The organism is Microbulbifer mixtoriginis (SeqCode), from assembly GCF_052468275.1.
Genome location: NZ_CP174341.1, coordinates 940,227 through 963,323 on the forward strand (window position 1 = coordinate 940,227; position 23,097 = coordinate 963,323).

Annotated in this window: 23 protein-coding genes; 11 read left to right on the plus strand and 12 right to left on the minus strand. The window is 51.8% G+C overall.

Annotation, left to right across the window (positions count from 1 at the left end; all coding sequences use genetic code 11):
* Positions 1 to 159 precede the first annotated feature (159 nt).
* From glnA to ACJJIC_RS04255, 5 genes are all read left to right on the plus strand, one after another.
* Positions 160 to 1,566: a glutamate--ammonia ligase gene (gene glnA, locus ACJJIC_RS04235; RefSeq protein ID WP_252086040.1), complete on the plus strand. Its 1,407-nt coding sequence runs from the start codon at positions 160 to 162 to the stop codon at positions 1,564 to 1,566.
* A gap of 213 nt (positions 1,567 to 1,779) precedes the next feature.
* Complete coding sequence (locus ACJJIC_RS04240) at positions 1,780 to 2,421, plus strand: DUF4124 domain-containing protein (RefSeq protein ID WP_252083723.1); 642 nt, start codon at positions 1,780 to 1,782, stop codon at positions 2,419 to 2,421.
* A gap of 308 nt (positions 2,422 to 2,729) precedes the next feature.
* Positions 2,730 to 3,812 (plus strand): nitrogen regulation protein NR(II), encoded by a 1,083-nt coding sequence (glnL, locus tag ACJJIC_RS04245; RefSeq protein WP_445356515.1) that lies wholly within the window; start codon positions 2,730 to 2,732, stop codon positions 3,810 to 3,812.
* Positions 3,813 to 3,815: 3 nt separating this feature from the next.
* Positions 3,816 to 5,222, plus strand: a complete 1,407-nt coding sequence (gene ntrC / locus ACJJIC_RS04250; RefSeq protein WP_445356516.1) for a nitrogen regulation protein NR(I) — start codon at positions 3,816 to 3,818, stop codon at positions 5,220 to 5,222.
* A 159-nt stretch (positions 5,223 to 5,381) separates the two neighbouring features.
* Entirely contained in the window at positions 5,382 to 5,714 is a 333-nt protein-coding gene (locus ACJJIC_RS04255; protein ID WP_444910755.1) for a PAS domain-containing protein, read from the plus strand.
* 212 nt (positions 5,715 to 5,926) lie between these two features.
* On the opposite strand, the gene ACJJIC_RS04260 is transcribed toward ACJJIC_RS04255, so the two are convergent.
* On the minus strand, positions 5,927 to 7,891 hold the full coding sequence (locus ACJJIC_RS04260; RefSeq protein ID WP_444910754.1) for a hypothetical protein: 1,965 nt from the start codon (positions 7,889 to 7,891) through the stop codon (positions 5,927 to 5,929).
* A gap of 530 nt (positions 7,892 to 8,421) precedes the next feature.
* Positions 8,422 to 8,952: a peroxiredoxin family protein gene (locus ACJJIC_RS04265; protein WP_444910753.1), complete on the minus strand. Its 531-nt coding sequence runs from the start codon at positions 8,950 to 8,952 to the stop codon at positions 8,422 to 8,424.
* 172 nt (positions 8,953 to 9,124) lie between these two features.
* On the opposite strand from ACJJIC_RS04265, the gene ACJJIC_RS04270 reads away from it, so the two are divergent.
* Positions 9,125 to 9,304 (plus strand): hypothetical protein, encoded by a 180-nt coding sequence (locus tag ACJJIC_RS04270; RefSeq protein WP_444910752.1) that lies wholly within the window; start codon positions 9,125 to 9,127, stop codon positions 9,302 to 9,304.
* Between the two features lie 597 nt (positions 9,305 to 9,901).
* On the opposite strand, the gene ACJJIC_RS04275 is transcribed toward ACJJIC_RS04270, so the two are convergent.
* The 10 genes from ACJJIC_RS04275 to ACJJIC_RS04320 all read right to left on the minus strand — a co-directional run bounded on the left by ACJJIC_RS04275 (position 9,902) and on the right by ACJJIC_RS04320 (position 19,515).
* A complete protein-coding gene (locus ACJJIC_RS04275) occupies positions 9,902 to 11,014 on the minus strand; it encodes an AI-2E family transporter (protein WP_444883088.1) in 1,113 nt (370 codons plus the stop codon).
* Between the two features lie 80 nt (positions 11,015 to 11,094).
* Positions 11,095 to 11,805, minus strand: a complete 711-nt coding sequence (locus ACJJIC_RS04280; protein ID WP_444883087.1) for a D-Ala-D-Ala carboxypeptidase family metallohydrolase — start codon at positions 11,803 to 11,805, stop codon at positions 11,095 to 11,097.
* Positions 11,806 to 11,808: 3 nt separating this feature from the next.
* Positions 11,809 to 12,501 (minus strand): M15 family metallopeptidase domain-containing protein, encoded by a 693-nt coding sequence (locus ACJJIC_RS04285; RefSeq protein ID WP_444910751.1) that lies wholly within the window; start codon positions 12,499 to 12,501, stop codon positions 11,809 to 11,811.
* Between the two features lie 194 nt (positions 12,502 to 12,695).
* Positions 12,696 to 14,243, minus strand: a complete 1,548-nt coding sequence (locus ACJJIC_RS04290; protein ID WP_445357877.1) for a phosphoenolpyruvate carboxykinase — start codon at positions 14,241 to 14,243, stop codon at positions 12,696 to 12,698.
* A gap of 279 nt (positions 14,244 to 14,522) precedes the next feature.
* On the minus strand, positions 14,523 to 15,401 hold the full coding sequence (hslO, locus tag ACJJIC_RS04295) for an Hsp33 family molecular chaperone HslO (protein ID WP_444910750.1): 879 nt from the start codon (positions 15,399 to 15,401) through the stop codon (positions 14,523 to 14,525).
* Positions 15,402 to 15,517: 116 nt separating this feature from the next.
* Positions 15,518 to 15,955, minus strand: coding sequence for a DUF4124 domain-containing protein (locus ACJJIC_RS04300; protein ID WP_444910749.1), 438 nt, complete (start codon positions 15,953 to 15,955; stop codon positions 15,518 to 15,520).
* A 28-nt stretch (positions 15,956 to 15,983) separates the two neighbouring features.
* The gene (locus ACJJIC_RS04305; protein WP_444910748.1) at positions 15,984 to 17,474 is read right to left on the minus strand and encodes a S1C family serine protease; all 1,491 of its coding nucleotides are present in this window, start codon (positions 17,472 to 17,474) and stop codon (positions 15,984 to 15,986) included.
* 88 nt (positions 17,475 to 17,562) lie between these two features.
* Positions 17,563 to 17,940: an Hsp15 family ribosome-associated heat shock protein gene (locus tag ACJJIC_RS04310; RefSeq protein ID WP_445356517.1), complete on the minus strand. Its 378-nt coding sequence runs from the start codon at positions 17,938 to 17,940 to the stop codon at positions 17,563 to 17,565.
* Positions 17,941 to 17,991: 51 nt separating this feature from the next.
* Positions 17,992 to 18,666, minus strand: a complete 675-nt coding sequence (gene yrfG / locus ACJJIC_RS04315) for a GMP/IMP nucleotidase (protein WP_252083707.1) — start codon at positions 18,664 to 18,666, stop codon at positions 17,992 to 17,994.
* 81 nt (positions 18,667 to 18,747) lie between these two features.
* Positions 18,748 to 19,515, minus strand: a complete 768-nt coding sequence (locus ACJJIC_RS04320; RefSeq protein WP_445356518.1) for a lysoplasmalogenase — start codon at positions 19,513 to 19,515, stop codon at positions 18,748 to 18,750.
* A gap of 175 nt (positions 19,516 to 19,690) precedes the next feature.
* Here ACJJIC_RS04320 and cysK point away from each other — a divergent pair, with 175 nt between their 5' ends.
* From cysK to ACJJIC_RS04345, 5 genes are all read left to right on the plus strand, one after another.
* Complete coding sequence (gene cysK, locus ACJJIC_RS04325; protein ID WP_444883078.1) at positions 19,691 to 20,608, plus strand: cysteine synthase A; 918 nt, start codon at positions 19,691 to 19,693, stop codon at positions 20,606 to 20,608.
* A 40-nt stretch (positions 20,609 to 20,648) separates the two neighbouring features.
* Positions 20,649 to 21,488: a 3'(2'),5'-bisphosphate nucleotidase CysQ gene (gene cysQ / locus ACJJIC_RS04330; protein ID WP_445356519.1), complete on the plus strand. Its 840-nt coding sequence runs from the start codon at positions 20,649 to 20,651 to the stop codon at positions 21,486 to 21,488.
* 77 nt (positions 21,489 to 21,565) lie between these two features.
* Complete coding sequence (locus tag ACJJIC_RS04335) at positions 21,566 to 21,769, plus strand: hypothetical protein (protein WP_444910746.1); 204 nt, start codon at positions 21,566 to 21,568, stop codon at positions 21,767 to 21,769.
* A 299-nt stretch (positions 21,770 to 22,068) separates the two neighbouring features.
* Complete coding sequence (locus ACJJIC_RS04340) at positions 22,069 to 22,326, plus strand: type II toxin-antitoxin system HicB family antitoxin (protein ID WP_252083702.1); 258 nt, start codon at positions 22,069 to 22,071, stop codon at positions 22,324 to 22,326.
* Positions 22,327 to 22,448: 122 nt separating this feature from the next.
* Positions 22,449 to 23,087, plus strand: a complete 639-nt coding sequence (locus ACJJIC_RS04345) for an outer membrane beta-barrel protein (protein WP_444910745.1) — start codon at positions 22,449 to 22,451, stop codon at positions 23,085 to 23,087.
* The last annotated feature ends 10 nt before the right edge of the window (positions 23,088 to 23,097 follow it).

The following is a 23,097-nucleotide window of genomic DNA, read 5'->3' on the forward strand; positions in this document are numbered from 1 at the left end:
AGTCGGCCCAGTACTGGGGCCCGCACCGGCACCAGCCGCCGCTGCGACGCCACTGCCCTAATTTGGCACACTCTTTGCTTTATTTCACGCCAGGTAAAGAGCGAATGCCAGCAGTATAGGCATAGCGACCAAATACTTTTCAAGACCTGGAGGACAGCAATGTCAGCGAAAACGCTCGGTTTGATTAATGAGAGTGAAGCTAAGTGGATAGACCTGCGCTTCACAGACACCAAGGGTAAAGAGCAGCACGTATCTGTGCCCGTGTCAGAGATTGACGACGAGTTCTTCGAAGAGGGCAAGATGTTCGATGGCTCCTCTATCGCTGGCTGGAAGGGCATCAACGAGTCCGACATGATCCTGATGCCGGATGACGATACCGCTTTCCTCGATCCCTTCACCGACGAAAGCACCGTGATTATTCGCTGTAATATCGTCGACCCGATCACCGGTCAGGGCTACGAGCGCGACCCGCGTTCTATCGCGCTGCGCGCCGAGGAATACCTGAAGTCCACCGGTCTGGGTGACACCGCACTGTTCGGCCCAGAGCCCGAGTTTTTCGTCTTCGACGATATTACCTGGGGTGCCGAAATGGGTGGCGCCTTCTACAAGATCAACTCCGAAGAGGCGGCTTGGTCTTCCGGCCATAACTTCAGTGAGGGCAATATTGGTCACCGCCCCGGTGTGAAAGGCGGTTACTTCCCGGTGCCCCCGGTTGACTCTTTGCACGATGTGCGCGCCGCTATGTGTTCCGCTATGGAGCAGATGGGTTTGCGTGTTGAAGTACACCACCACGAAGTGGGCACCGCCGGCCAGTGTGAGATCGGCGTTGCCGCCAACACCCTGACCAAGAAAGCGGATGAGGTGCAGATTCTCAAATACGCCGTACACAATGTGGCCCACGCCTACGGCAAGACCGCGACCTTTATGCCCAAGCCGCTGGTAGGCGATAACGGCTCCGGTATGCACGTGCACCAGTCCTTCACTAAGGATGGTGTTAACCAGTTTGCCGGCGATGCCTACGCAGGCCTGTCCGAGACTGCCCTGTACTACATCGGCGGTATTGTGAAGCACGCACGCGCCCTGAATGCGATCTGTAACGCATCCACCAACTCTTACAAGCGTCTGGTGCCTGGCTTCGAAGCCCCGGTTATCCTGGCGTACTCCGCGCGCAATCGCTCTGCGTCTATCCGTATCCCTTACGTGACTTCTCCTAAGGGCAAGCGTATCGAGACCCGCTTCCCGGATCCGACCGCTAACCCTTATCTGGCGTTTGCTGCGCTGTTGATGGCGGGCCTGGACGGTATCAAGAACAAGATCCACCCCGGCGATGCCGCCGACAAGGATCTCTACGATCTGCCGCCGGAAGAGTTGGCCGAGTACCCGACCGTTGCGGCGAGCCTGGAAGGCGCCCTGGATGCTCTGGATCAGGATCGTGCCTTCCTCACCGAAGGCGGTGTATTCACCGACGACGCCATCGATGCCTACATCGACCTGAAGCGCGAAGAAGTAGAGCGCTTGAACATGACCACGCACCCGGTCGAGTTTGATATGTACTACTCCGTGTGATGGCGAGCGGCATCACGCCGATGCCGTCGAGCCGTTCTCGAAAAGCCCGCACCCTACTGGTGCGGGCTTTTTTATTGGAGGTACACTGATTGGGTTGGTTGCTTTTGCCGTCTATGGTCGATTTTGTATCTCTTGGACCCAAAAGCCCGCCCCTTTGAGACTGCGGCCCGCGTATTGGGCTACCGCTTCGCGGCTGAATGAGTGATGGAAAATATGAAACTGCTTCAGGCCCTTTTCCTTGCTGTTCCCCTGGTGGCCTTTGCCGGCACTGATGGTGGGAATACCTCCAGTACTATTTACAAAGTCGTCGGCCCCGATGGTCAGGTGACTTTCAGCGATACGCCACCACCCAATGGGCAGGCGCAGGAGGTGCAATTGGCTCCCATCAATGTTCAGCCCATTGCCCTGCCGCGAACTCTGCCAACTCGTAAATTGTCTCCAAAAGATGAGACTGACACCGGCAAGGAGGGCTATACAGGCCCGGTTTCTATCCAGATAGTGAGTCCCCTGGATGGCGCCACCATCCCGCCGGGACAGCGCTTTATTCCACTACAGGTAGACGTGCAACCGGTGTATCCAGAGGGGGCGAGTTTCTTTGCGGTGGTAGATGGCAAACCTTGGCAGGGCAGCTCTTCTGGAGCGGGCCTGGATATCTCCCTGCTCGAGCGCGGCACTCATACTGTGCAGGCGGTACTCACCGACTCCAAGGGCCAGGTATTGGCACAATCTCAGGTGGTTACTCTCTATGTGAAACGTCCGGGTGGCAGATTGCCTGACAACTCGGCACCGCGTGCACCGCAAGCCCCCAGGGCCCCGGTTGGGCCGGGTATTCCCCAAGCCCAGCCCAGCCCCTAAATTTGCCCCGCCCTCAAGGCCCTCACCGATAACTTCTTTTTTCGTGGGGGTCGCCGTTTTTATCCTTGCTGGTTGAATTTTGCTCTACGCACTAAAATGGTGCGCATAGGGGTAAGCTATCTCAAGTGCTTCGGTGCATGTGTCAGCTGAATCGTTTAAAACCCCTAAGGCCGGGTAGGTTGGGCAGTGCCTCCCATTAATTCCGTGCGCCATTTTGGTTTGCTTTTTGCACTGGCTAGATACAAGGGGTTATCGCGCCGGGCATAGGAGATTGTCCCGGCCCCTCGATGAAAAGCGGAAACGATTGAATGCTCAATGATCGCCAGTTGCGTCAGCTACTAGACAGCCTAACTTCAGCGGTACTGGTACTGGATGACCAGTTATCGCTTTGCTACCTGAATAATGCCGCCGAGGATCTGTTGGCTGCCTCCAATGCACGGGTTGAGGGTATGCCTCTGCAGGAGGTGGTGAGGGAATCTAATGTCGCACTAAAAGCACTGCACAATGCGCTCCTCACAGGGGAAAAATTCACGGTGCGGCGCGCCCACTGGCGCTTGCACAACCTAAAAACGCGCACCGTAGATTACTCCGTCAGCCCCGTACCGGAGCTGGGGGTGTTGCTGGTGGAAGTGCAGCCGATGGATCGCCTGCTGCGCATCGCCCGCGAGGATGCGTTGCTCAGTACCCAGGAGACCGCACGCAATTTGGTGCGGGGTATGGCTCATGAGGTAAAGAACCCCCTCGGAGGGATTCGCGGTGCCGCGCAGCTGCTGCAGCGTGAACTACCCGATGCCTCCCTCGAGGAGTACACCCAGATCATCATTGAAGAGGTCGATCGCCTGCGCAATCTGGTTGATCGCTTGCTTGGACCGCGCCAGCCGGTACAGCTGGTGCCCAGCAATGTGCACGAGATCCTAGAGCGGGTGGCACAACTGGTCGAGGCCGAATGTGGGGGTGAACTACTGATTCGCCGGGATTACGACCCCTCTATCCCCGATGTGCCGGCAGACCCCGAGCAGTTGATCCAGGCCTTGTTGAATATCGCCCGCAATGCCATGCAGGCCATCGATGAAAGTATTGGTCTCACCAATGGCGAAATGGTGTTGCGTACTCGGGTACAGCGCCAGTTCACGATTGGTCGGCGCCACTGCCCGCTGGTTTGCCGTATAGAAATAGAAGACAACGGCCCCGGTATTCCCGAGGAAATCCGCGAGCGTATTTTTTTTCCGATGATTTCTGGGCGCGCCGAAGGCTCGGGACTGGGGTTGTCTATCTCGCAAAACATCATCAACCAACACCGTGGCTTAATTAAATGCGACAGCCGACCGGGCCGCAGTGTATTCCAGATTTATCTGCCACTTGTTACCGAATCAGCCAATACAGGAACCTAGAGAATGGGCAATCGCGTTTGGATTATTGACGATGACCGATCAATCCGCTGGGTACTGGAGCGAGCGCTGTCACGGGAGGGGATTGAGACCCAGTGCTACGAGAGTGGTGATCGCGCACTGGACGATTTTTACAGTGACTCCCCAGATGTGGTGATCAGCGATATCCGCATGCCGGGCTCCGATGGCTTCAAATTACTGGAGAGATTCCAGGCGGAACGGCCGGGCCTGCCGATTATTATCATGACCGCACACTCGGATCTCGACAGCGCCGTGGCTGCCTATCAGGGTGGGGCCTTCGAATATTTACCCAAGCCTTTCGATATCGATGAAGCGGTAGCGGTTACCCGTCGCGCGCTGGCGCACGCCAAGGAGCAAGCCCAGGAAGAGCGTTCGGAGCCGGATAATGGCGCAAGCAACAAAGAAATTATCGGCGAAGCGCCAGCTATGCAGGAAGTATTTCGTGCTATTGGGCGCCTTTCTCATTCCAATATTACCGTGTTAATCAACGGTGAATCGGGAACCGGTAAGGAGCTGGTGGCTCAGGCCCTGCACAATCACAGCCCGCGCCGTAACAAGCCGTTTATTGCCCTCAATATGGCCGCGATTCCCAAAGACCTGATGGAGTCGGAACTATTCGGACACGAGAAGGGCGCTTTTACCGGCGCCAGCGCTCAGCGGGCAGGTCGCTTCGAGCAAGCTAACAGTGGCACCCTGTTTTTGGATGAAATTGGCGATATGCCAGCGGATACACAGACGCGTCTGTTACGTGTGCTGGCAGATGGTGAGTTTTATCGAGTAGGCGGCCATACACCGGTAAAAGTGGATGTGCGTATTATCGCCGCCACTCACCAAAACCTGGAGGAGTTGGTGCGCGAGCATAAATTCCGCGAGGATTTGTTCCACCGCCTGAATGTGATTCGGATTCATATCCCGCGCCTAGCGGACAGGCGCGAGGATATTCCACGGTTGGTACGTCACTTCTTTAATGCCGCCGCCGCCGATCTCGGCGTAGAGCCGAAAATTCTCAGCAAAGATGCGGAGGAATACCTCTCCGGTCTCGACTGGCCCGGCAATGTGCGCCAGCTGGAAAATACCTGTCGCTGGATTACCGTGATGGCCTCCGGCCGTGAAGTGCATATTGAAGACCTACCGCAGGAATTGCATCAGCAGGGTAATGAAATCGAAACGCCACTGGACTGGCAAAAAGCCCTGCGTATCTGGGCCGATCAGGCACTGAGCGCCGGGCGCAAGGAAATTCTCAGTGAGGCCGTACCGGCCTTCGAGAAGGCCCTGATAGAAATCGCCCTAAAGCACACCGCTGGACGCAAGCGGGATGCTGCGGATCTACTGGGTTGGGGGCGCAATACTCTGACGAGGAAGTTAAAGGAGTTGGAAATTAATGGAAGTTAAGAATTGCTCAGCGCTTAACTTAAGGAATAGCTTTATAAATAATTAAGCGGATATTTCTTTTAAATCTTAATCGCTGAATAAGTACATACTTTTTTTGGCTTCTCTACCAATATTTATTTATTCCACTTAAATGTATTGGTAGAAGCCTGGAGAAAGTTTATGACTGCTGATGAGTTAAGTGTTCTCGATAGTATGCCGTTTCTGTTCTGGGTAAAAAGTAGAGATGAGCAGTATTTATGGGGAAATCGAAAAATATGTGAATTGGCTGGTGAGGATGTAGCGGGAAAGACCGATGACCAGCTGGTTTGGGCAGAAAATGCCTCAGCATTGAAGGCGGCAGATATTCGCGTTTTTAATTCCGGTAAGCCAGATTATTTACTTGAGCATGTGGTGAAATCCAGCAAGGGTGAGGAAACCCTTAGCGTTTGTAAGTGGCTCGATGATTTTGAGGGACAGCAGTGTTGTTTTGGGATCTCTTTTGTTATCGAGTGATTTGAGGTTTGTGAGAGTGGGACGATCAAATTGGTAGTGGCCTCGTAATATCCGTGTTGCTTAAGTTGATGGTTCCTATTCTTATTAATCGTCCTAAGGTCGGTAATATACAAGATTCTTGCTGATTTTAATTTGAAAGTAATTGTGGCTAAATCCCAGGACTCAATAGTTACAAGTCCTGGGATTCAACAAGCTTAAAGTACTTGACGAAACTAATTTTCTATATTGGTTTTTTTAAATCGGCCGATATAGCCGCCCCGGTAGTCTGTCCTACTGGCATCTGGGATGGAATATAGAGCGTTTTGGGTCACTCGGATGTAATAAAAATTCTCATCGATGTCTAGTAATTCTGTGTGTCTCTCTCTCCATAAAACACATTCGTCAGATTGTCCTTCACAAGTGGCTAGATACGGAAAACTTTCATTGCTTTCAGTTTCCAGTGATGGGTCATAGTAGTGTTTTGCTAAAAGAGTGTCATTTTGAGTTTTCTTCCATGAACCTATGAGTCGACCGATGTTCCATTTGGATTCTGTCAGCGGTTGCTCCTGATACAAGGTTTCGATATGGAAAATTCCGTTATCTTTATAGGTTAGTGCATAGTTGTAGTCATTGAGAAAGGGAGCGTTATGTTCAAGCCTTATAGGAGTGGGTATGTTTTTAGATTTTTTCTCCATCATGAATCCAGAGAATACTTTCTTTTTATTGGTTTGAGTGTTGTTGCCTATACCAATAAATCTAAGTACTTTGTTGAAAGCCCCTAGCGGAATGTAGCGGATTTCAGTGCCTCCCTCATACTTCACTCTTAGATCTTCGCCAAAGGTGTATGAATACTTTTCACTATTTTCTGAAGATACGCCATAAACTATTTCTCCGGTGCTCTCAGTTTTATTGGTGAATTTTGCAGGAAATATGTCGCAGTCACAGTTTTTATATGTTTCTGGATGATAAGAGGCTGCATAAAATTCCTCTGGCAAGGAATCCCAAGGGAAAGTTAGTTTAGTGTCAGTTACATGAAAGTATCTGCTCTCGGTAATTTCGTAGTCCCCATCTGGGCCTTCACACATACCTTTAAAGTCAATTTTTATTATCTGACTATAAGGCGTCGTGAAAGCATGTTTTGCTTCAAACTCTCTATCCCGCATATTTACGCAGTTCTCTTCTATATAGTATTCCCATGTAGAGTCTCCGATGAGAGAGCCGCTTATATTGCCAAATTCATCCGTGCTTAGAGTAAACTTCCCCGCTTCCGATAAATATGCTGATCCGCTAGTTTGGTATTGTGTGTTTAGCTCAATGAGCCCGGTTTTTAGGGTTCTATCTGTATCAGTTCTTCTTGTGGTAAAAATTATTTCTTCAGATGCATTGAGTTTGTAGCTTGGATCTCGGAAATATTTGTTTTCTAGTAAATGATTGATAGATTTTAAATAGATATCATGAGTATTTTTGCTTTGATTAATTATATCTTCAGATTTCTGTATGGAAAATTGAAAGTCTTTGATGAAATCTTTGTTGTTAGAGTATTTATCAACAGGAAAATAGTAGTCGTTTTTATCTGTTGTGGCGCTAGAAATAGTGGCCTTCATATAGGCGGCTAGCTGTATGGCTTCATCCAGTGGGACTTCGAAAGTATATTTTTTTAAATCCTCGACTGAAGTAATGAGTTCTCCATTGTTTGCCAAGTCAATAAGGTCTGCCATGACACCAGTGAAAGTTCCTACTGCAAATGCAGGGTTATTATTTAAATAACTTACTTCATTATTAATGGCTTTATCTTTTATGTCTGTAAATGATCCGGCATATGAGCGGAATTCGAAATCCCAGTCGTTGGGCATAGAACCCTTGGCCGAAAAAGTTACCAGTTCATTTTCGTGACTAGAGTCGACTTCAACACTAAATTCATTATTATTTTTTTGGTCGGCAATATACTCTTTCTCACCAATTGTGACAGTTATGACAGGAAAGTCCTTAAAGTCTTCGGTGAAAATACCATGTAGAGTGATTGCTGATGGGGAGGAGGGCTGGCCTGAGGTGTCGCCCCCGGTTGAAGGTGTGGATGGTGTAGATTGACTTGGGGTTGGCTCAGATGAATCGCCACTTTTGCTTCCACCTCCACTGCATGCACTAATTAATACCGTAGAAATAAGTAGTGTTCTGTAGAGGTTGGTTATCCTTTTCATACATAGACTTCCAGTTGGTCGTGAAAAATTTTGCGCATAATACATTTTTTATTTAAATATTCATCTTTGAGGTTGGTACGGCGGTGCTTCTATTGATGTAGTTGGATATGGCGTTAGTAGGTGTTTCAGTGTAGTGGCCGTTTGTAAGTCTTTACTATGGATTCTAAGATTTGTTAAAAACACTCCTCTGAACTATGGGTATGGGGAGATTATGGAAAAAAGTGTCTTTATGGATTGCTAAATCTGAGAGTTATAAGTGGGGGGGTGATGAGGGAGCCAAATAGGTGGCAGTCTTAGATATGTGATGATTGTGTTAAGCTGAAGGCTGCTTGAATGTATTGAGCTTTATCTAGTTGGTTTTTTATAAAAAATTAGTTTGGGGTCTTTTGAGGTATTAAAACTGACTTTATGATTCTAAGGGGCAGCAGTGTTGCTCTGGAGTTTCCTAATTATCGAGTGAATTATTAACGGCCGGTTATTATGGTCCGGATTTTATAAGCAATCCGGAGCTTCCCTGGCAAATAAATTAATTAGGGTTCTGTTCTTTCTGCCTTTTCCACGCCGAGTTTCTCTAGGTTTTTGACGATATCTTCAGCCGTAGTGGCGGGGTTGATATCTCTGTCTATTTTCAGAATGGTGCCATCTTTACCTATATATATATTCACCCTCCGGGCGAGTTTTATAAAGGGTATTAAGACATCGTAGGCTTTGGCGACTTCTCCCGTTGGGTCGCTTAGTAGGGGAAAGTCAGCAGAATTGTACTTGGCAAACCGGACTTTTTCATCGAGTTCATCGGTGCTAGCCATAAAATAGGCAACGTTAAATGAGCGAATTTGCTCACCGTTTTTAACTAAGGATCTACATTCAATTGTGCAGTTCTTGGTAAAGACTCTGGGATACCAGGCGATTACTACCGCACTTTTTCCAACGTAGTCCTGTAGCGAGTGGGTTTTTCCATCTGTGCCCTTTAAGGAGAAGTCGGGTGCTTTTTGCCCGACCTCTAACGCCATCAGCGGTACGCTGAGTATTATGGCGACAATTAGGGTAAGCCAATATTTCATAGGGTCATCCGCTCCGGCAAAAGTGGCGTCTATGCTATTGCCGCTGTGTGCTTCCAACAATTATATGACGCTTGCAGGGTGAGGACCCTCTGTAACTGTCATCTTTGCCAAGAGTGACTGAGTATTGCCTACTGTGTGAGCCAGACTTTTTTGATATGGAGGGGGAAGTCTTATGCATTTGTGCGATAAGGCTTATGGACTTTCCTTGTCGCTGCTTTACCTGTTTACCGTGTGGCTAGTGTTCTTCACCCTGGCTTTGGGTGTCTATTGGGGATCCAATATTCTCGACGACATAGAATCCCCTAACAGCGATGTTGTTGCCGCTACCCAAGGTTTGTGGCGTTTATTTTAGCCTTTTCCTTCAATATGACTTCGGATCGTTTTAATGAGCACATGACGTTGCTAGTGCGGGAGGTCAATCTCCTCAGGCGTGTCTATCTGAATGGGATTTTTTGGAAACAGGATGAAGGTGATCGCGCGCGTGAGTTGATTGCAGAGTATCTAGACCTTCGCGATTTTATCCCTTTATCCCGGTAAGTACGGTAGATATTGTGCGCAGTGAAGAGGTTCTCAGAGAGTTTTGGCAGTTAGTACAGAATCATATTATCAGACGCTATAAGGCCGACTATTTGCGAGCTACACCGCATCTGATTGGTGGTAGGGCTGCCGTAGTGAGAATTCCCGCACTGCTGTGGTTTATGACTGTACTAGCAATGCTTGTTATTGGTTTTTAGTTGGTAACTTGCCGTGCTGGTTCGGACCGGGTGGTGCTGGCTATGGCGCTGACTTTTGCCAAGATGATTTTGTTGATTGCGGACCTGAAAAGAGCTAATGAAGGCGCGCAGATGTTGGATTAGGGACCGATGAGTAAGCTCAACCAGTGTCTCAGTGCGCTGTGAGAAGACCGGTCCAGGATTCTCGCAGCGCACCAATAATAAGGGAATCCTAATTACGCATTATCTTTTTTATGCTGCATCAGCATATCTTTGCTTTCCGGTTTAGGGGGCATCAGCATATCTTCCGGATGGACAAACTCCCGCATAAAAATTTCCCAGAAAGCCAGGAACAGGGCTGCTAACAGGGGGCCCATGGCGAAGCCACTGATACCAAACAATATCAGGCCGCCCACGGTGGAAAATAGCACCAGGTAATCTGGCAGCTTGGTGTCCCGCCCCACTAGAATAGGGCGCAGCAGGTTGTCGACCAGGCTGATAACGGTAAACCCATAAGCTAACAGAATGGTCGCCTTAACCGGCTCACCGATACCGTACAGATAGATCGCTGCGGGAAACCAGATGAGTGCTGCGCCAACGGCGGGTAACAGCGACAACAGGGTCATCAGTACGCCCCAAAGCAGTGGCGCGGGCAGGTCGAGGACCCAGAAAATAATACCGCCTAAGCTGCCCTGGGTAATCGCGACAACCAGATTGCCTTTAATTGTGGCGCGAGTGACTTCGGCAAATTTGGCCAGCAGTAGATGCTCGCGCTCATCCCCAAGGGGCAGTGCATGAATGATTAAATTGACCAGCCTGTCGCCATCGCGAATCAAAAAGAAGGTGAGGTAGAGCATCAGGCCGAGCATGACAAAAAAGTTAACGGTGTTCTGCCCAACTTCTATGGCATTTTTTGCAATAAAGCTGCCGGCATTCATCACGCCACCGAGAAGGCGCTGTTTTGCCTCATCGATGTCTACACCGATACCCTCGAGCATATCGTTCACTCGTGGGAAGGCATTGCGCACTTGCTCCAGGGATTTAGAGACATCAATTTGCCCTTCCTGTACCTTTTGATAGAGGGTCACTGCTTCATTGATAAAAGAAGTGGCCACCACCAACACCGGTATTACCAACAATATGACGCACATAAAAAGCGTCAGCAGAGCCATAGAATTGGGGGAATTGGGAAAGCGCTGCATCAACAGCCGGTATACGGGATAAAAGATCAGAGCGATGGCACAAGCCCAAAAAATTGGCGTAAAGAAGGGCTTAATCAATACTAAAAAAGCTATTGATACTAGTATCAGCGAAAGAATAAATGAGCGCCTTTCTAATTTTTCCTGCACTGGGATTCCCTCTACTTCTGCAAAGCCCTGTGGTATCGGGCGCCTAATTTGCGATCTATCTAAGCAGAAGCAGGGGGGATTTACCAGCGCCTGTAACCGCAGGTGTCAACGTGAAAGCGGATACCTTTATAGATTCCCAGCCCCATATTCCATTCCTTGCCTTTGTGCTTGTGGATATCTCTCAAGACAGGAACCAACTGCTCGCGGGTAAATTTATTTTGCGGCACTACGTCCAGGCCACAAAAGCGCAAATGTTTACTGCCTTTGGAGCCACCGGCCTTACTGTTGTAACTGGTGGTACGCCAGCCGGAGACCACTGTAACAGGGCCGATACGCGGTACTATCTCCCGCTGCAGCACCCTGAGGGTGTAAATCATTGAGCCCCAGTTTTCCACTGGAGGAATGGCGAAAGGGGGCTCATCCAGATCCCGCCAGTCGCTGCCCTGGCGCAGGAGCTCAAACGGGCTTACTACCTGGTCCACTCGGTTGATGTGTAGAAAGTTCTTTAACTTGTCGAACAGAGCCTGGTTTGCATTTTGTTTTAGGAAGCGGCTGAACACTCGCTCGGAGGCAGCTGGGTAGCCCTGGATATCGTAAACTTCGGGGATCCCCGGCAGCGGCAGGAGTTCGATAGGACTGATGAGCCGTTCTCCCAGATCCCGTGTTTTCTCCGAGGTGAATAACAGCACAATAATAATGGCGATGAGCAGTAGCCCTCCCAGAAGTATTAACCTGCGCCGTTGGTTTCGGGTATTGCCTGTCTGACGATCACTGTTGTCTTGTATAGCCATGCTTCAATCCACCAGTTGCCATGTGCGGTAGCCACAGGTATCGATATGGAAGAGCAGCTCTTTACCGAGACCCAGGCCGAAATTGCTCTCCGGGCCCAGGCGTGCATGCAGAGCTTGCAGTTCTTCCGCGAGTTCACCTTGGCTAATGTGGGAGGTTGGAATCAGGTCGAGGGCGCAGAATGCCCGGTGGCGAGATTTGTCGGTGTGTTCCAGCTCGCGGTTGTAGCTGTCGCTACGGAAGCCGGAAATTACCGCCACTGGACCGATTAAAGGCACTATCTCATCGCGCAGTAGTTTCAAAGTGGAGACCATGTTGGCCCACTCACCCTGCGGCGGAAGTGCGAATGGTGGCTTCTCGAGCTCCAGCCATTCGCGACCCTGGCGCAGGAGGTTGCTCACTGCAGTCACTTCGCCTACCCCTTGGCTCTCTAGGTAGTCACTGAGTGCCTGTACCCGCGTGCGGTTTTCACCATTGCGTAAGAAATGATTGAAGCTCTCTTCACTGGCGATGCGATAACCGCGGGTTTCGACATAGGGTTTTTCCTGCGACTTCAGCCATAGCCACAGCCATAATGCAGCCAACACTGCGGCGAGTAGCAGCGTCAGGCTGGCGACCACCACAAAATTGATTCGCCGGCCGGGCGGCCGGTGGGGGTAGAGTGTCCTGAAGCGGGTAAAAGAGTTGCCTTCAGTCATGGGGTGCGGCTACAGCTCCGAAATATGCCTGAGACATGAAAGTCTTCGTGCCGACGCCTATTTCGTCGGCGCTTCTTTAAACACTATAGCCGCAAAAATCGACCTCTTACTGGGGGATTGGAAAACAAAAAAAGCCCCGGCACCTTGCGGTGGCGGGGCTTTTGCGCCTCTAAAAGAAGGCTATATCAAGCCGATCAGGCCTTGGGGCCGGCGTTTTTCACATCATCGCTGACATTGAATTTTTCAATGTTTTCGGCGAACAGCTTGGCCAGTTTACCGGCTTGGTCGTCGTAGGCAGCCTTGTCTTCCCAGGCTTCGCGCGGGTTCAGGTAGGACTTGTCGACGCCTGGTACTTCCAGAGGAATATCCAGGTTCAGGGTTTCCAGATGCTCGGTGGCAGTACCTTCCAGTGCGCCGCTCTGGATAGCCGCAACTACTGCGCGGGTTACAGGGATCGGGAAACGCTTGCCGTTGTCACCAGAGCCGCCGGTCCAGCCAGTGTTTACCAGGTATACCTTGGAGCCGAAGTCCTCGATGCGCTTCATCAGCAAGTCCGCATATTCACGCGGGGCGCGCGGCATAAACGGAGCGCCGAAGCAGGTGGAGAAAGTCGGGTGAATACCGGCCTCTGCACCAAGCTCGGTAGAGCCTACGCGCGCGGTGTAACCTGACAGGAAGTGGTATGCCGCAGCCTCTTTGGAGAGGATGGATACTGGGGGCAGTACACCGGATACATCGCAGGTGAGGAAGACGACGTTCTTCGGCTCGCCGGCGCGGTTTTCCAGCTGGCGCATCTCTACGTGCTCCAGCGGGTAAGAGCAGCGACCGTTCTCGGTGAGGCTGGTGTCACAGTAGTCGGCGGTACCATTTTCGTTGGTGACTACGTTCTCAACGATAGCGCCGAAACGTATAGCGTCCCAGATTACCGGCTCATTCTTTTGGCTCAGGTCGATGGTTTTGGCGTAGCAGCCACCTTCCATATTGAATACTGCACCTTTGCTCCAGCCGTGTTCGTCGTCACCGATCAGGTAGCGCTCAGGGTCTGCGGACAGGGTGGTCTTGCCGGTGCCGGACAGGCCAAAGAACAGGCAGGTATCGCCGTCTTTGCCAACGTTGGCGGCACAGTGCATTGGCATCACGTCTTTCTCCGGCAGCAGGAAGTTCTGCACGGAGAACATCGCCTTCTTCATCTCACCGGCGTAACGCATACCTGCCAGCAGCACGCGGCGCTGGCCGAAATTGATGATGACGCAGCCTTCGGAGTTGGTGCTGTCGCGCTCTGGCTCACAAACGAAGTTGGGAGCGTGCAGTATGCGCCACTCTTCCTTCGCCTTGGGGTTGTACTTTTCGGCGCGGATAAACATGTTGCGGCCGAACAGGTTGTGCCAAGCGGTCTGGGTAGTTACGACAACCGGCAGGTAGTGGTCTTCGTCCTGGCCGACGTGCAGGTGCTGCACGAAGGTGTCGTCACCGGCTACAAATGCCTCTACGCGGTCCCACAGTGCGTCGAACTTGTCCTGTGGGAAGGGGCGGTTCACATTGCCCCAGGCGATGCTATCGGCGGTGGAGGGCTCTTCTACAACAAAGCGGTCCGCCGGGGAGCGGCCGGTGCGGGCACCAGTTTCAGCCACCAGCGCGCCGGTGTCGGAAAGTTTACCCTCGCCGCGCTTAAGAGCCAGCTCTACCAATTTTGCTGGAGAAAGGTTTTTATAAACCAGCGCGGTGTCGTCGATCTGTGCCATTCGTCGATTACCCGTGAATGTTGGATAGTAAAAAATAGGAGCCGTCCAAGTATTAGACAGCCAGGCAAAATTTGGGGGGCGCATTATGGCAAAATTCAAAATAAGCGGGTAGCAAACACGGTCACTTTTTGCGCTTTGACAGCGCTGTCATCCCAAATTAAGGTGTTTTTGATTCATGAGATCTATGTAGTATTTTTACCTTATAGATTTCGTGAATTTTTGTGTTCTAAGTTATGAATTGCCAGTAGCTGAGGCAGCTCAGCACTGGCAATAATTTCCCTAGTGCAGGGTGTGGGGTGGGGCATTGAGCAGTGACTCTACCTGCTCGCGATCAAAGCGGTATTGGGCATTACAAAACTGGCAATCACTGACGATTTCGCCATTTTGCTCTTCCAGTAATTTGTACACGTCTTCAGCACCGAGAGAGACCAGGGCGCGTGCGCTGCGCTCCCGTGAGCAACTGCATTTGAAGCGAATACTGTCGGTGCCCAGGGTAGCCGGTTTCAGCTGGTGGAACAGGCGGTGAATCAGCTCGTCGTGGGGCACGTCGAACAGCTCTTGAGGGGTCACGGTATTTGCCAGGTGCAGGGCGGTTTCCCAGGCGTCGCTGTTATCCTCAGCGCTGGCGGCATTATTGCCGGGCAGTACCTGTAGCATAATACCACCCACGTTACTGCCATCGCACTCCAGCCAGAAGCGTGTCTCCAGTTGTTCCGACTGGGCAAAGTAATCCTCCAGACATCCGGCCAGGCTCTCTTTTTCCAGCGGGACCACCCCCTGGTAGCGCTCACCACGCTTGGGCTCCAAAGTGATAGCGATGACACCGCGAGGCCCGATCATATCGCTCAGGCCGGCCTCTTCACTGATTTGGGCGCCACCGGCGACACGGGCAATGCCGCGCAGATCACTGTGGTGGGTACACTCGGCCATAATCAGCGGCACATCACCCTCACCGCGGGCCTGCAGGCTCAATATGCCCTCGAATTTCAGGGTGGTGGAGAGTAGGCAGGCGGCTGCGAGAAACTCTCCCAGCAAATGTGCTACCGGTGCAGGCAGTGGATTATGCTTGAGCACTTCGCGGTAGGCGTCGGTGAGGGTCACCATCTGCCCGCGAATATCGTGTTGGGAAAAGATAAAGCGTTCCAGCTGATCGGACATAGATCGAGTGCCTCGGTATTAAAACCGCGGGATTTTAGAGGTGGATATGTCTAAATGGTAGCCGGCGTGGGTAATTGTGGCGCCGGCACCTGATTGTGAAGGCTGGGGGGAAAGGGTTATCCGCAGCGATTAGCGATTTCCCGCTTTAGTTGTTCGGCCATTTGCCGCCGCTCTCGCTCTGAATAACGCACCTCTTTGCCATCATTGTCGATAAAGGCCACTCGCCCGTTGAGTGAGCGCAGGCGTTGGCGCGCTTTCGTGCAAATGCGTTGTTGCTCCTGTTGGCGTGCGCGTTGCTCTTGTTGCTGACGTTGCTGATACTCCCGTTCTGGGGCACTGGCTTTTGAAGTGATCAGACTCCGCTGAACCCGAGTGGCCTTAGCAGTATTGATTGGGCCCAATTGCCCAGAAATATCCTGGGCCTTACCCTCGGCCGGGGGACGATCACTAAAATGTACTCTGCCATCGGCATCGACCCAGCGATAGAGCTCACCGGCGTTGGCGCTGGCAGCCAGCAGTAGGCTGCCAACTAGGATTCCTCTCAGTTGTTTCACGGCTTCTCCATAGCCCACACAGCGGGCCTTACTCCTCTTTATTGGCCAGTCTGCTGAACAGCCCCTGCGAGTGGCGCTGGGGGATATGGTAGGTCTGCAGAATCATTGCCTCTTGTTCTTGAGCTTCGGCGTGATCTAGCACCATACGATAGCCGGAGCGATCGCGCAGCTCTACAAAGTTTTCCTTGTTGGTTTCCATCAATTGAGCAAACTCGTCGAAGTCCGCGACACTGTGGCCATTCACCGAATCGATAATCCAGTTTTTCCAATCGTGGTAACCCAGGTTGACGTTGGCGGGCAGGACCTTGAGCGCAACCACCAGCTCGCGGCGGCTCTCGTCACTCCACTGGTTGCGTGCATAGAGATAATCGATTGGCGCCTTGGAATGCCAGCTCTTGCCCCACCGCTTGATCAGGTTCATGTTCAGAGGCACGAAGACCACGCCGCCATAAATGTAATAGCGCGGCTGCTGGTCGAATTGCTCACCCACCACCAGGGCGCGGGAGGGTGGCGGTGCTGCCAGGGCCACTTGCGCACTTTTTTCTTCACCATTGCGGGAAAAGCGCACCGGTAATTTGTCGCCGACATGATGGCGGTCCACCGCGTAGTGGTAGTTAGTGCGCTGGTTTTCACGCCATTCGACGGTGCGATCGGCGGCAACCTCGAAGCCATCAACTTCCAGCAACACGTCGCCGGGTTGGAAAATTTCAGCAGCGGGGGAGTCGCTAAATACCTTGACGATCATTGCGCCGTCCTGGTCCTCGCTAAGACCGGCAGCCTTCTTCATGGAAGGGCTCTCCAGGCTCTGGGTCACCAGGCCCAACTCGGGGAAGCCCTGGTGTTCGCCGTCTTTGGCGTCTTCGAGTACATGGGCGATTACGCTGGGAGGCACAAAATAACCCAGGTTTTCGGCGCTCTGGTTGGTCTGCATGGCCACACCGACGATACGACCACCGGAAATGACCGGGCCGCCGCTATTGCCGGGGTTAATGGCTGCGTCGATCTGGCCGGCCATCAGATAGCTCTCGGCGTGGGCATAGTACTGGTGTTCCACCCTGGACAGTACGCCGCGGGTGATCGACAGGGACTTGCCGCCAATGGGGTAGCCGTACACGGTGACCTCTTCTTGCAGGTCCGGCAGTGTGCCCAGTGTCAGTGGGCGGGTGTCTTTGAAGAAACTGTCATCATCCACGGTGAGCAGAGCCAGGTCGGCGTCGTGGGAGACAAACTTCACTCGGGCGCGGAATTTCTTGGCGTCGCCGTGGCGTTGCACCTGAATAAAGCTACCGTTGGCCACCACGTGGGCGTTGGTGAGGATCTGCTTGTTGCGGATAACCGCGCCGGAGCCAGATAACTGCTTGGGGTTAAGCAACGCCCAGGGATTGAAGTAGTCCGGGGCGGCAGCAGTGGTGTAAATTTTGATTATCGAACGCTTGAGCTGCTCGTGTTCGCGGCTATCGGCGAGGGCCGTCTGCATTCCGAGCAGAAGCAGCAGGGAGATGGCGATCAGTCGTTTCATCGTGGCTGTTTTCTATCGGGTTAAGTGGGGGCAGTTTAGCAGCTATAGACAAAAATGGCGGAATTTTCACCACTTTTGTCATTTGAGCCTACTCCTGCTCGCGCAGGAAGCGGTGGATCTGGCGGCGCTGCTTTTTATTGGGTCGCTCGCGCTGAATCCCCGCATTGGCTGCCTGGCGTTCAGTGCGCTCCTTTTCGCGCTGGGCGATGCTGTCCTCGGTCTCGCGGTACAGGGTGCGGGCGATATCGGCACCGCGACGCTGGTCGGAGAGGGCAATAACCTCCACCTCAATCAAGTCCCAGCCTTGGCGGATACTCAAAAGCGCGCCAACGGTGAGATCTTTGCTGGCTTTGACCCGCTGTCCATCGGCGTGCACTTTACCACCTTCGATAGCCTGTTTGGCGATACTGCGGGTCTTAAAGAAGCGTGCGGCCCAGAGCCACTTGTCGATACGTACTTTTTCCATCGAATCCTGTTGATCAATATAAACTTGGGCCCGGGTTATGCGGGCTTATTGTTACTGCGCTTTGTTACTGCGTTGCAGTGACATAATTTCATCGAAGTGATGAATCGCCGGGAAGTCGCTGATCTGCCGTTTGGGGCCGCGGCTGTCCGGCTGGCGGATACACAACAGGTGGGCGATGCCATAGTCCTGTGCGGCGGCCAACACACTCTGGTTGTCGTCAACAAACAGCGTGCGCTCCGGGTCGAAGGCCACCTCCTCGCGCAGGGCGTGCCAGAAGTTTCCACTCTCTTTGGCATGTCCATAATCGTGGGAGGAAATGATGTCGTCAAACCATGGCTCGAGGCCGGTAATTTGCAGTTTGTGGTCGAGTCCATGGCGGTGTGCATTAGTGACCAGATAGGTGGGCTTACGCAGTTGTCGCAGTCCCTGCAGGAAGGCCTCGGTATGGGGGCGCAGGGCGATGCGCTCTTCGATCTCGCGCAGTATCGCGAGAATATCCAGCTTCAGAGTTTCCGCCCAAAAGTCCAGGCAGTACCACTCCAGAGTGCCGCGGCGTGCATCAATTTCCCGCTGCAGCTCTATTTGGGCCCGCTCGGGATCGAGACCGTGTACTTCGGCGTAGCGTTTGGGTAGATGGTCGAGCCAGAAATGGTTGTCGTAGTGCAAGTCCAGCAGGGTGCCGTCCATATCCAGCAGTACGGTGTCGATACTTCGCCAGTCGAGCATGGGGCCTGTCTACCTCTCTGTGGTGGGGGTGGGAAGCCAAATTGTAGCCTTCCCAAAATATCCCCAGTATGAAGGTGGGCATTATGCCTGGGCACGGCGTATGCCGTACAGGATGGCAAACTGAGCACCGTAATAGCTGAGCATAATTGCTGTGTCGGCTAGAGGTAGCGGTGCTATGAACTTATTCACAGCGATCAATGCGTCGGACAGCATAAAAGTGAGTGCACCGGCGAATAGCAGCCCGGAATTGCCCCGATGAGCCCCGGCGCCTAGGGCCATGGCGACAATGGCAAGCAAGTAAAGAAGCACTGCTGGCGCCAGCTCCCCCGCAGCGGGAAGTATCCAGCGGGCCAGTCCCACTGCGGTCAGCAGAACAGGCAAGATACGTATCAGACTGCGGCGTTTGCGGAAGTCGGCAAAACGCAGGAAATTGGCCGCGTAGAGAAGTTGTGCCACCAGGAAAGCACCCAGGCCAAAGATAAACTGGTGGGCAAATCTCATTTCCAGGAGTACATCGCCGAGTGCGGAAAAAGTCAGGGCCGCAAGTGTCAGAGTGCGAGTGAGCCCATCCAGGTGCCGCATCGCCATCAGGGCGAGAATGGCGATTGGCAGCGCTTTCAGCGAAGCCATCCACAGCCCTTGAATTGCCATGCTGTCGAGGAGCATAAAAAGAGCGGCAAAGAATATAAATGCTACAGGCATAAATAGGCTTGCATGAGTTGCATCATGGGCATCGGAGGTCATATTCGGATTCATGGCAGCGCCTTTATTTTTGGTTTTATGTTTATCGGAAAGAAGCCAGTCACTAAATGTGGCACAAAGACGTGTTACCACCAACCGGATCGCCATGAATTCACAGCTCCGTGTGAAACCAGTTCCTTGTGTTGGCGGCGATTACTTGCAGAGGGATTTCCTTGTGGGTCTCTTGGGGCGGCGTACATCTGGGTTACTATCTGCGCACAGGAAATTATAAATCGGTGGACTGCCTGTCTGCCGTGAGAGCCATTAAAGGAGAGCTTCATCAATGAAGGCAGCCAATATTCTGGAAACCATCGGCAATACCCCGCATGTGCGTATCAATCATCTGTTTCGCCCAGATATCGAAGTGTGGATGAAGGTAGAGCGTTTTAACCCCGGCAGCAGCATCAAGGACCGTATTGCCCTGGCGATGATTGAGGATGCAGAGCGCCGCGGTGCTTTACAGCCCGGTGGTGTGATTATCGAGCCCACCTCCGGCAACACAGGTATCGGTTTGGCCATGGTGGCTGTGGTTAAGGGGTATCGATTGATTCTCACCATGCCGGAATCCATGTCTTTGGAGCGGCGCCAGGTGATGAAAGCTATGGGGGCTGAGTTGGTACTTACTCCCAAGGAGCAGGGTATGGGCGGGGCTATCGCCAAAGCCGAGGAACTATTGGCGCTGCATGAAAACAGCTGGATGCCGCAGCAGTTCTGTAACCGTGCCAATGCCCAGGTGCATCGTGACACCACCGCCAAAGAAATCCTCGCAGATTTCCCCGAGGGGCTCGATTACCTGATTACTGGGGTTGGCACCGGTGGCCACATCACCGGTTGTGGAGAGGTACTGAAGGAATCCTTTCCCAAGTTGCAGGTTTTTGCCGTTGAACCGGAAAATTCTCCAGTGATCAGCGGTGGTGATAAAGGGCTGCACCGCTTGCAGGGGATTGGTGCTGGTTTTATTCCCGAGATACTCAATACCAAAATGCTGGATGGCACCATTTTGGTAAATGGAGAAGACAGTTTTGAAATGGCGCGTAAGTGCGCTTTGAAGGAGGGGATTTTTGTGGGTATTTCCTCTGGAGCGAGCCTGGCTGCGCTGAAAAAGCGTGAGGGCGAATTTGCGCCCGGTAGCCGCGTATTGATTTTTAGTTATGACAGCGGTGAGCGCTACTTGTCGGTGAAGGACCTTTTCCCCTCCTGAGACTTTATACTCACCACACCTGAAAAATAAGGGAGTTTTAATGAATAAGGCATTATTGGAGCAGGTGATTGCAATCTGCAAAAACGCCGGTGAAGCTATCTTAGAGGTTTATCACAGCAGTGCTGAGCTGGAGGTGGACACCAAGGCGGATGACTCGCCGGTTACAGCCGCGGATTTAGCGGCACACAAAATTTTAGCCCCTGCTCTGGCGCAGCTGATTGATGGTGTACCGGTATTATCGGAAGAGCAGGAAATGCCATCATTTGCCGAGCGCAGCCAGTGGCAGCGGTACTGGATTGTGGACCCGCTGGATGGCACCAAGGAATTTATTCGTCGCACTGGTGAGTTCACCGTTAATGTGGCCCTTATTGAAAATGGTGAACCTGTGCTGGGGGTGGTGCATGTGCCGGTACTGGATATCACCTATGCTGGTGGCAAGGGTGATGGTGCCTTTAAGCGCACGCTATCCGGCGATAGAGAAATTCATGTGCGCCCGCTGAAGCCGCGCCTGGAAGCTGGCGATGCAGTGGAATTGGTTGCTAGCCGCAGCCATGGTGCCGGCGCCGTAGATCAACTGGTAGAGCGTATCGAATCCAAATTGGGTGCGGTGGTCTGTAAAAACATGGGTAGCTCTCTCAAACTGTGTCTGGTGGCTGAAGGGGCCGCTGATCTCTACCCGCGGCTCGCACCCACTTGTGAGTGGGATACAGCCGCGGCCCAGGCGGTGGTTGAAGCTGCCGGTGGCACAGTGGTGGACGATTCCTTCAAGCTGCTGCGTTATAACAGCAAAGATTCTTTGCTGAATCCGTTTTTCTATGTGATCGGTGATGCATCTTACAATTGGCAGGATTTGCTAAATGCAGAGTCTCCAGTGAACTAAGCTTGCCATGCCCCCACTTCGGTGGGGGTTCTATTTATTTTTATCGACCTTTAAAACCAGCACAAAAGGCCGGCGCTATGCCTCTTCAGGTGAGCCGCAAAGCTTCAGATCTGAGTGAAACCCGCTGTTTACGCAGGCAGCTGGAACAGGAGATTGCCTGGTTACAGCGGCAGCAGGATGCCCTGGTGGAGCCGGAGGCAGAAAATCAAAAATTCCTATGGCGCACTCTTAACGGCATGATTTTTTCCCGTAGGGCACTTCTCGGAAGAATGCCGCGCTAAATTTTTCGTCGTTCGCACCTTGATAAGGTTTAAATGTCGCAGTGGTTAGGGTGTTTGGCGTCGCCCCTCCAATAACCATTCTGGTTAAATAATGCAATCCCTCGCAATGAGGTTCAGCTCCAACCTAGACAATAAATTCAAAAATTAATTATTCAGCTTTCGGTTTATTCTGAAGTAATAGGTGCGGTTGCGCAGGGTTTATTTTATTGGGGAATTTGTTGATTTTCCTTGCCATATTTCGTTCGCAGTTTTGAAACCCGTCTACGCTTTGGAAAGCCAATGTATAAGAGAATTTTCTAATGCGCTATCCGGTTGTGCTTCACAACATTGAATACGCCGGCTTTGGTGCCATAGCACCCGACCTGCCGCATTGTCACTGCTATGCCGAAACTCTGGATGCCGCTCTACAAAAAATGGCGGAGACTATTTTTCAACGCCTGGAAGAATTACGGCAAGCTGGAGAGCCGATGCCGCAGCCTCAAGACGTCGACAATTTGCGGGATAACCCAGCATTTGCCGGTGGTATCTGGGCCATTATTGATGTGGAAAGCCTTTAAGGATCATTATCCATATAAATTTGGCATTCGATTCGGATAAGTTTCTGAGGTGGATAACCATGACAGCTAAGCTTTGGTAAGGGGGATGAATTAAAAAGCGTCGTGCTGCAAGGATGGATGTAATGAAGACGGTGTTATGTGTCTTGGCCTTACTGTTATCACCATTGGTCACTGCAGTCGAATGGAATAATCCTTTCGATGGTATTGAGTCGGGTGAATATCGAATTATTACCACGCTGGGACTGGGTTCAGGGGAATTGCAGCTCAATGATCAGCGGGATTTTTTTGGTTATGTCAGCGTTGGCGTGACACCCGCCGTGGGTGTTTGGCAGGTGAATTTACAATTTTCCCGCTTTGATGATAATCACGTGCGAATTAATCAGGTGGGGCTCAATTTTAAAGTGGATTTTACCCTGAATTGTTACGTTCAGTGTCTCTACTGGATGGCGGGGTGGAATTATGCCGATGTTGATCTGAATGATGTGCGTAAATATGGTTATTGGTATCACAATAAAGACAAGTGGCACCTGTATGATATTTATGACAAGGAAAAAGACTGGTATTACGACGGCCATTATTATCATGTGATCGATGCCAGTGGCAACGACTCTTTCTGGAATCTTGGGGTCGGCTATCGGTTTATGTGGAACCAGGATTTTGATACTTCCATAGAATACAACTACAACGATATTAATTCTGTCTACCGTGTGAACCTTGGGCACTTACGTACTTTAAGTCTTAATTTTTCCTATCGCTTTTAACTATAAATTT

Excerpts from the sequence above, each read along its gene's own strand:
- glnA (WP_252086040.1), top strand. The coding sequence starts at position 160 with ATGTCAGCGAAAACGCTCGGTTTGATTAATGAGAGTGAAGCTAAGTGG.
- ACJJIC_RS04240 (WP_252083723.1), top strand. The coding sequence starts at position 1,780 with ATGAAACTGCTTCAGGCCCTTTTCCTTGCTGTTCCCCTGGTGGCCTTT.
- glnL (WP_445356515.1), top strand. The coding sequence starts at position 2,730 with ATGCTCAATGATCGCCAGTTGCGTCAGCTACTAGACAGCCTAACTTCA.
- ntrC (WP_445356516.1), top strand. The coding sequence starts at position 3,816 with ATGGGCAATCGCGTTTGGATTATTGACGATGACCGATCAATCCGCTGG.
- ACJJIC_RS04255 (WP_444910755.1), top strand. The coding sequence starts at position 5,382 with ATGACTGCTGATGAGTTAAGTGTTCTCGATAGTATGCCGTTTCTGTTC.
- ACJJIC_RS04260 (WP_444910754.1), bottom strand. The coding sequence starts at position 7,891 with ATGAAAAGGATAACCAACCTCTACAGAACACTACTTATTTCTACGGTA.
- ACJJIC_RS04265 (WP_444910753.1), bottom strand. The coding sequence starts at position 8,952 with ATGAAATATTGGCTTACCCTAATTGTCGCCATAATACTCAGCGTACCG.
- ACJJIC_RS04270 (WP_444910752.1), top strand. The coding sequence starts at position 9,125 with ATGCATTTGTGCGATAAGGCTTATGGACTTTCCTTGTCGCTGCTTTAC.
- ACJJIC_RS04280 (WP_444883087.1), bottom strand. The coding sequence starts at position 11,805 with ATGGCTATACAAGACAACAGTGATCGTCAGACAGGCAATACCCGAAAC.
- ACJJIC_RS04285 (WP_444910751.1), bottom strand. The coding sequence starts at position 12,501 with ATGACTGAAGGCAACTCTTTTACCCGCTTCAGGACACTCTACCCCCAC.
- ACJJIC_RS04290 (WP_445357877.1), bottom strand. The coding sequence starts at position 14,243 with ATGGCACAGATCGACGACACCGCGCTGGTTTATAAAAACCTTTCTCCA.
- hslO (WP_444910750.1), bottom strand. The coding sequence starts at position 15,401 with ATGTCCGATCAGCTGGAACGCTTTATCTTTTCCCAACACGATATTCGC.
- ACJJIC_RS04305 (WP_444910748.1), bottom strand. The coding sequence starts at position 17,474 with ATGAAACGACTGATCGCCATCTCCCTGCTGCTTCTGCTCGGAATGCAG.
- ACJJIC_RS04310 (WP_445356517.1), bottom strand. The coding sequence starts at position 17,940 with ATGGAAAAAGTACGTATCGACAAGTGGCTCTGGGCCGCACGCTTCTTT.
- yrfG (WP_252083707.1), bottom strand. The coding sequence starts at position 18,666 with ATGCTCGACTGGCGAAGTATCGACACCGTACTGCTGGATATGGACGGC.
- ACJJIC_RS04320 (WP_445356518.1), bottom strand. The coding sequence starts at position 19,515 with ATGGCGATCCGGTTGGTGGTAACACGTCTTTGTGCCACATTTAGTGAC.
- cysK (WP_444883078.1), top strand. The coding sequence starts at position 19,691 with ATGAAGGCAGCCAATATTCTGGAAACCATCGGCAATACCCCGCATGTG.
- cysQ (WP_445356519.1), top strand. The coding sequence starts at position 20,649 with ATGAATAAGGCATTATTGGAGCAGGTGATTGCAATCTGCAAAAACGCC.
- ACJJIC_RS04335 (WP_444910746.1), top strand. The coding sequence starts at position 21,566 with ATGCCTCTTCAGGTGAGCCGCAAAGCTTCAGATCTGAGTGAAACCCGC.
- ACJJIC_RS04340 (WP_252083702.1), top strand. The coding sequence starts at position 22,069 with ATGCGCTATCCGGTTGTGCTTCACAACATTGAATACGCCGGCTTTGGT.
- ACJJIC_RS04345 (WP_444910745.1), top strand. The coding sequence starts at position 22,449 with ATGAAGACGGTGTTATGTGTCTTGGCCTTACTGTTATCACCATTGGTC.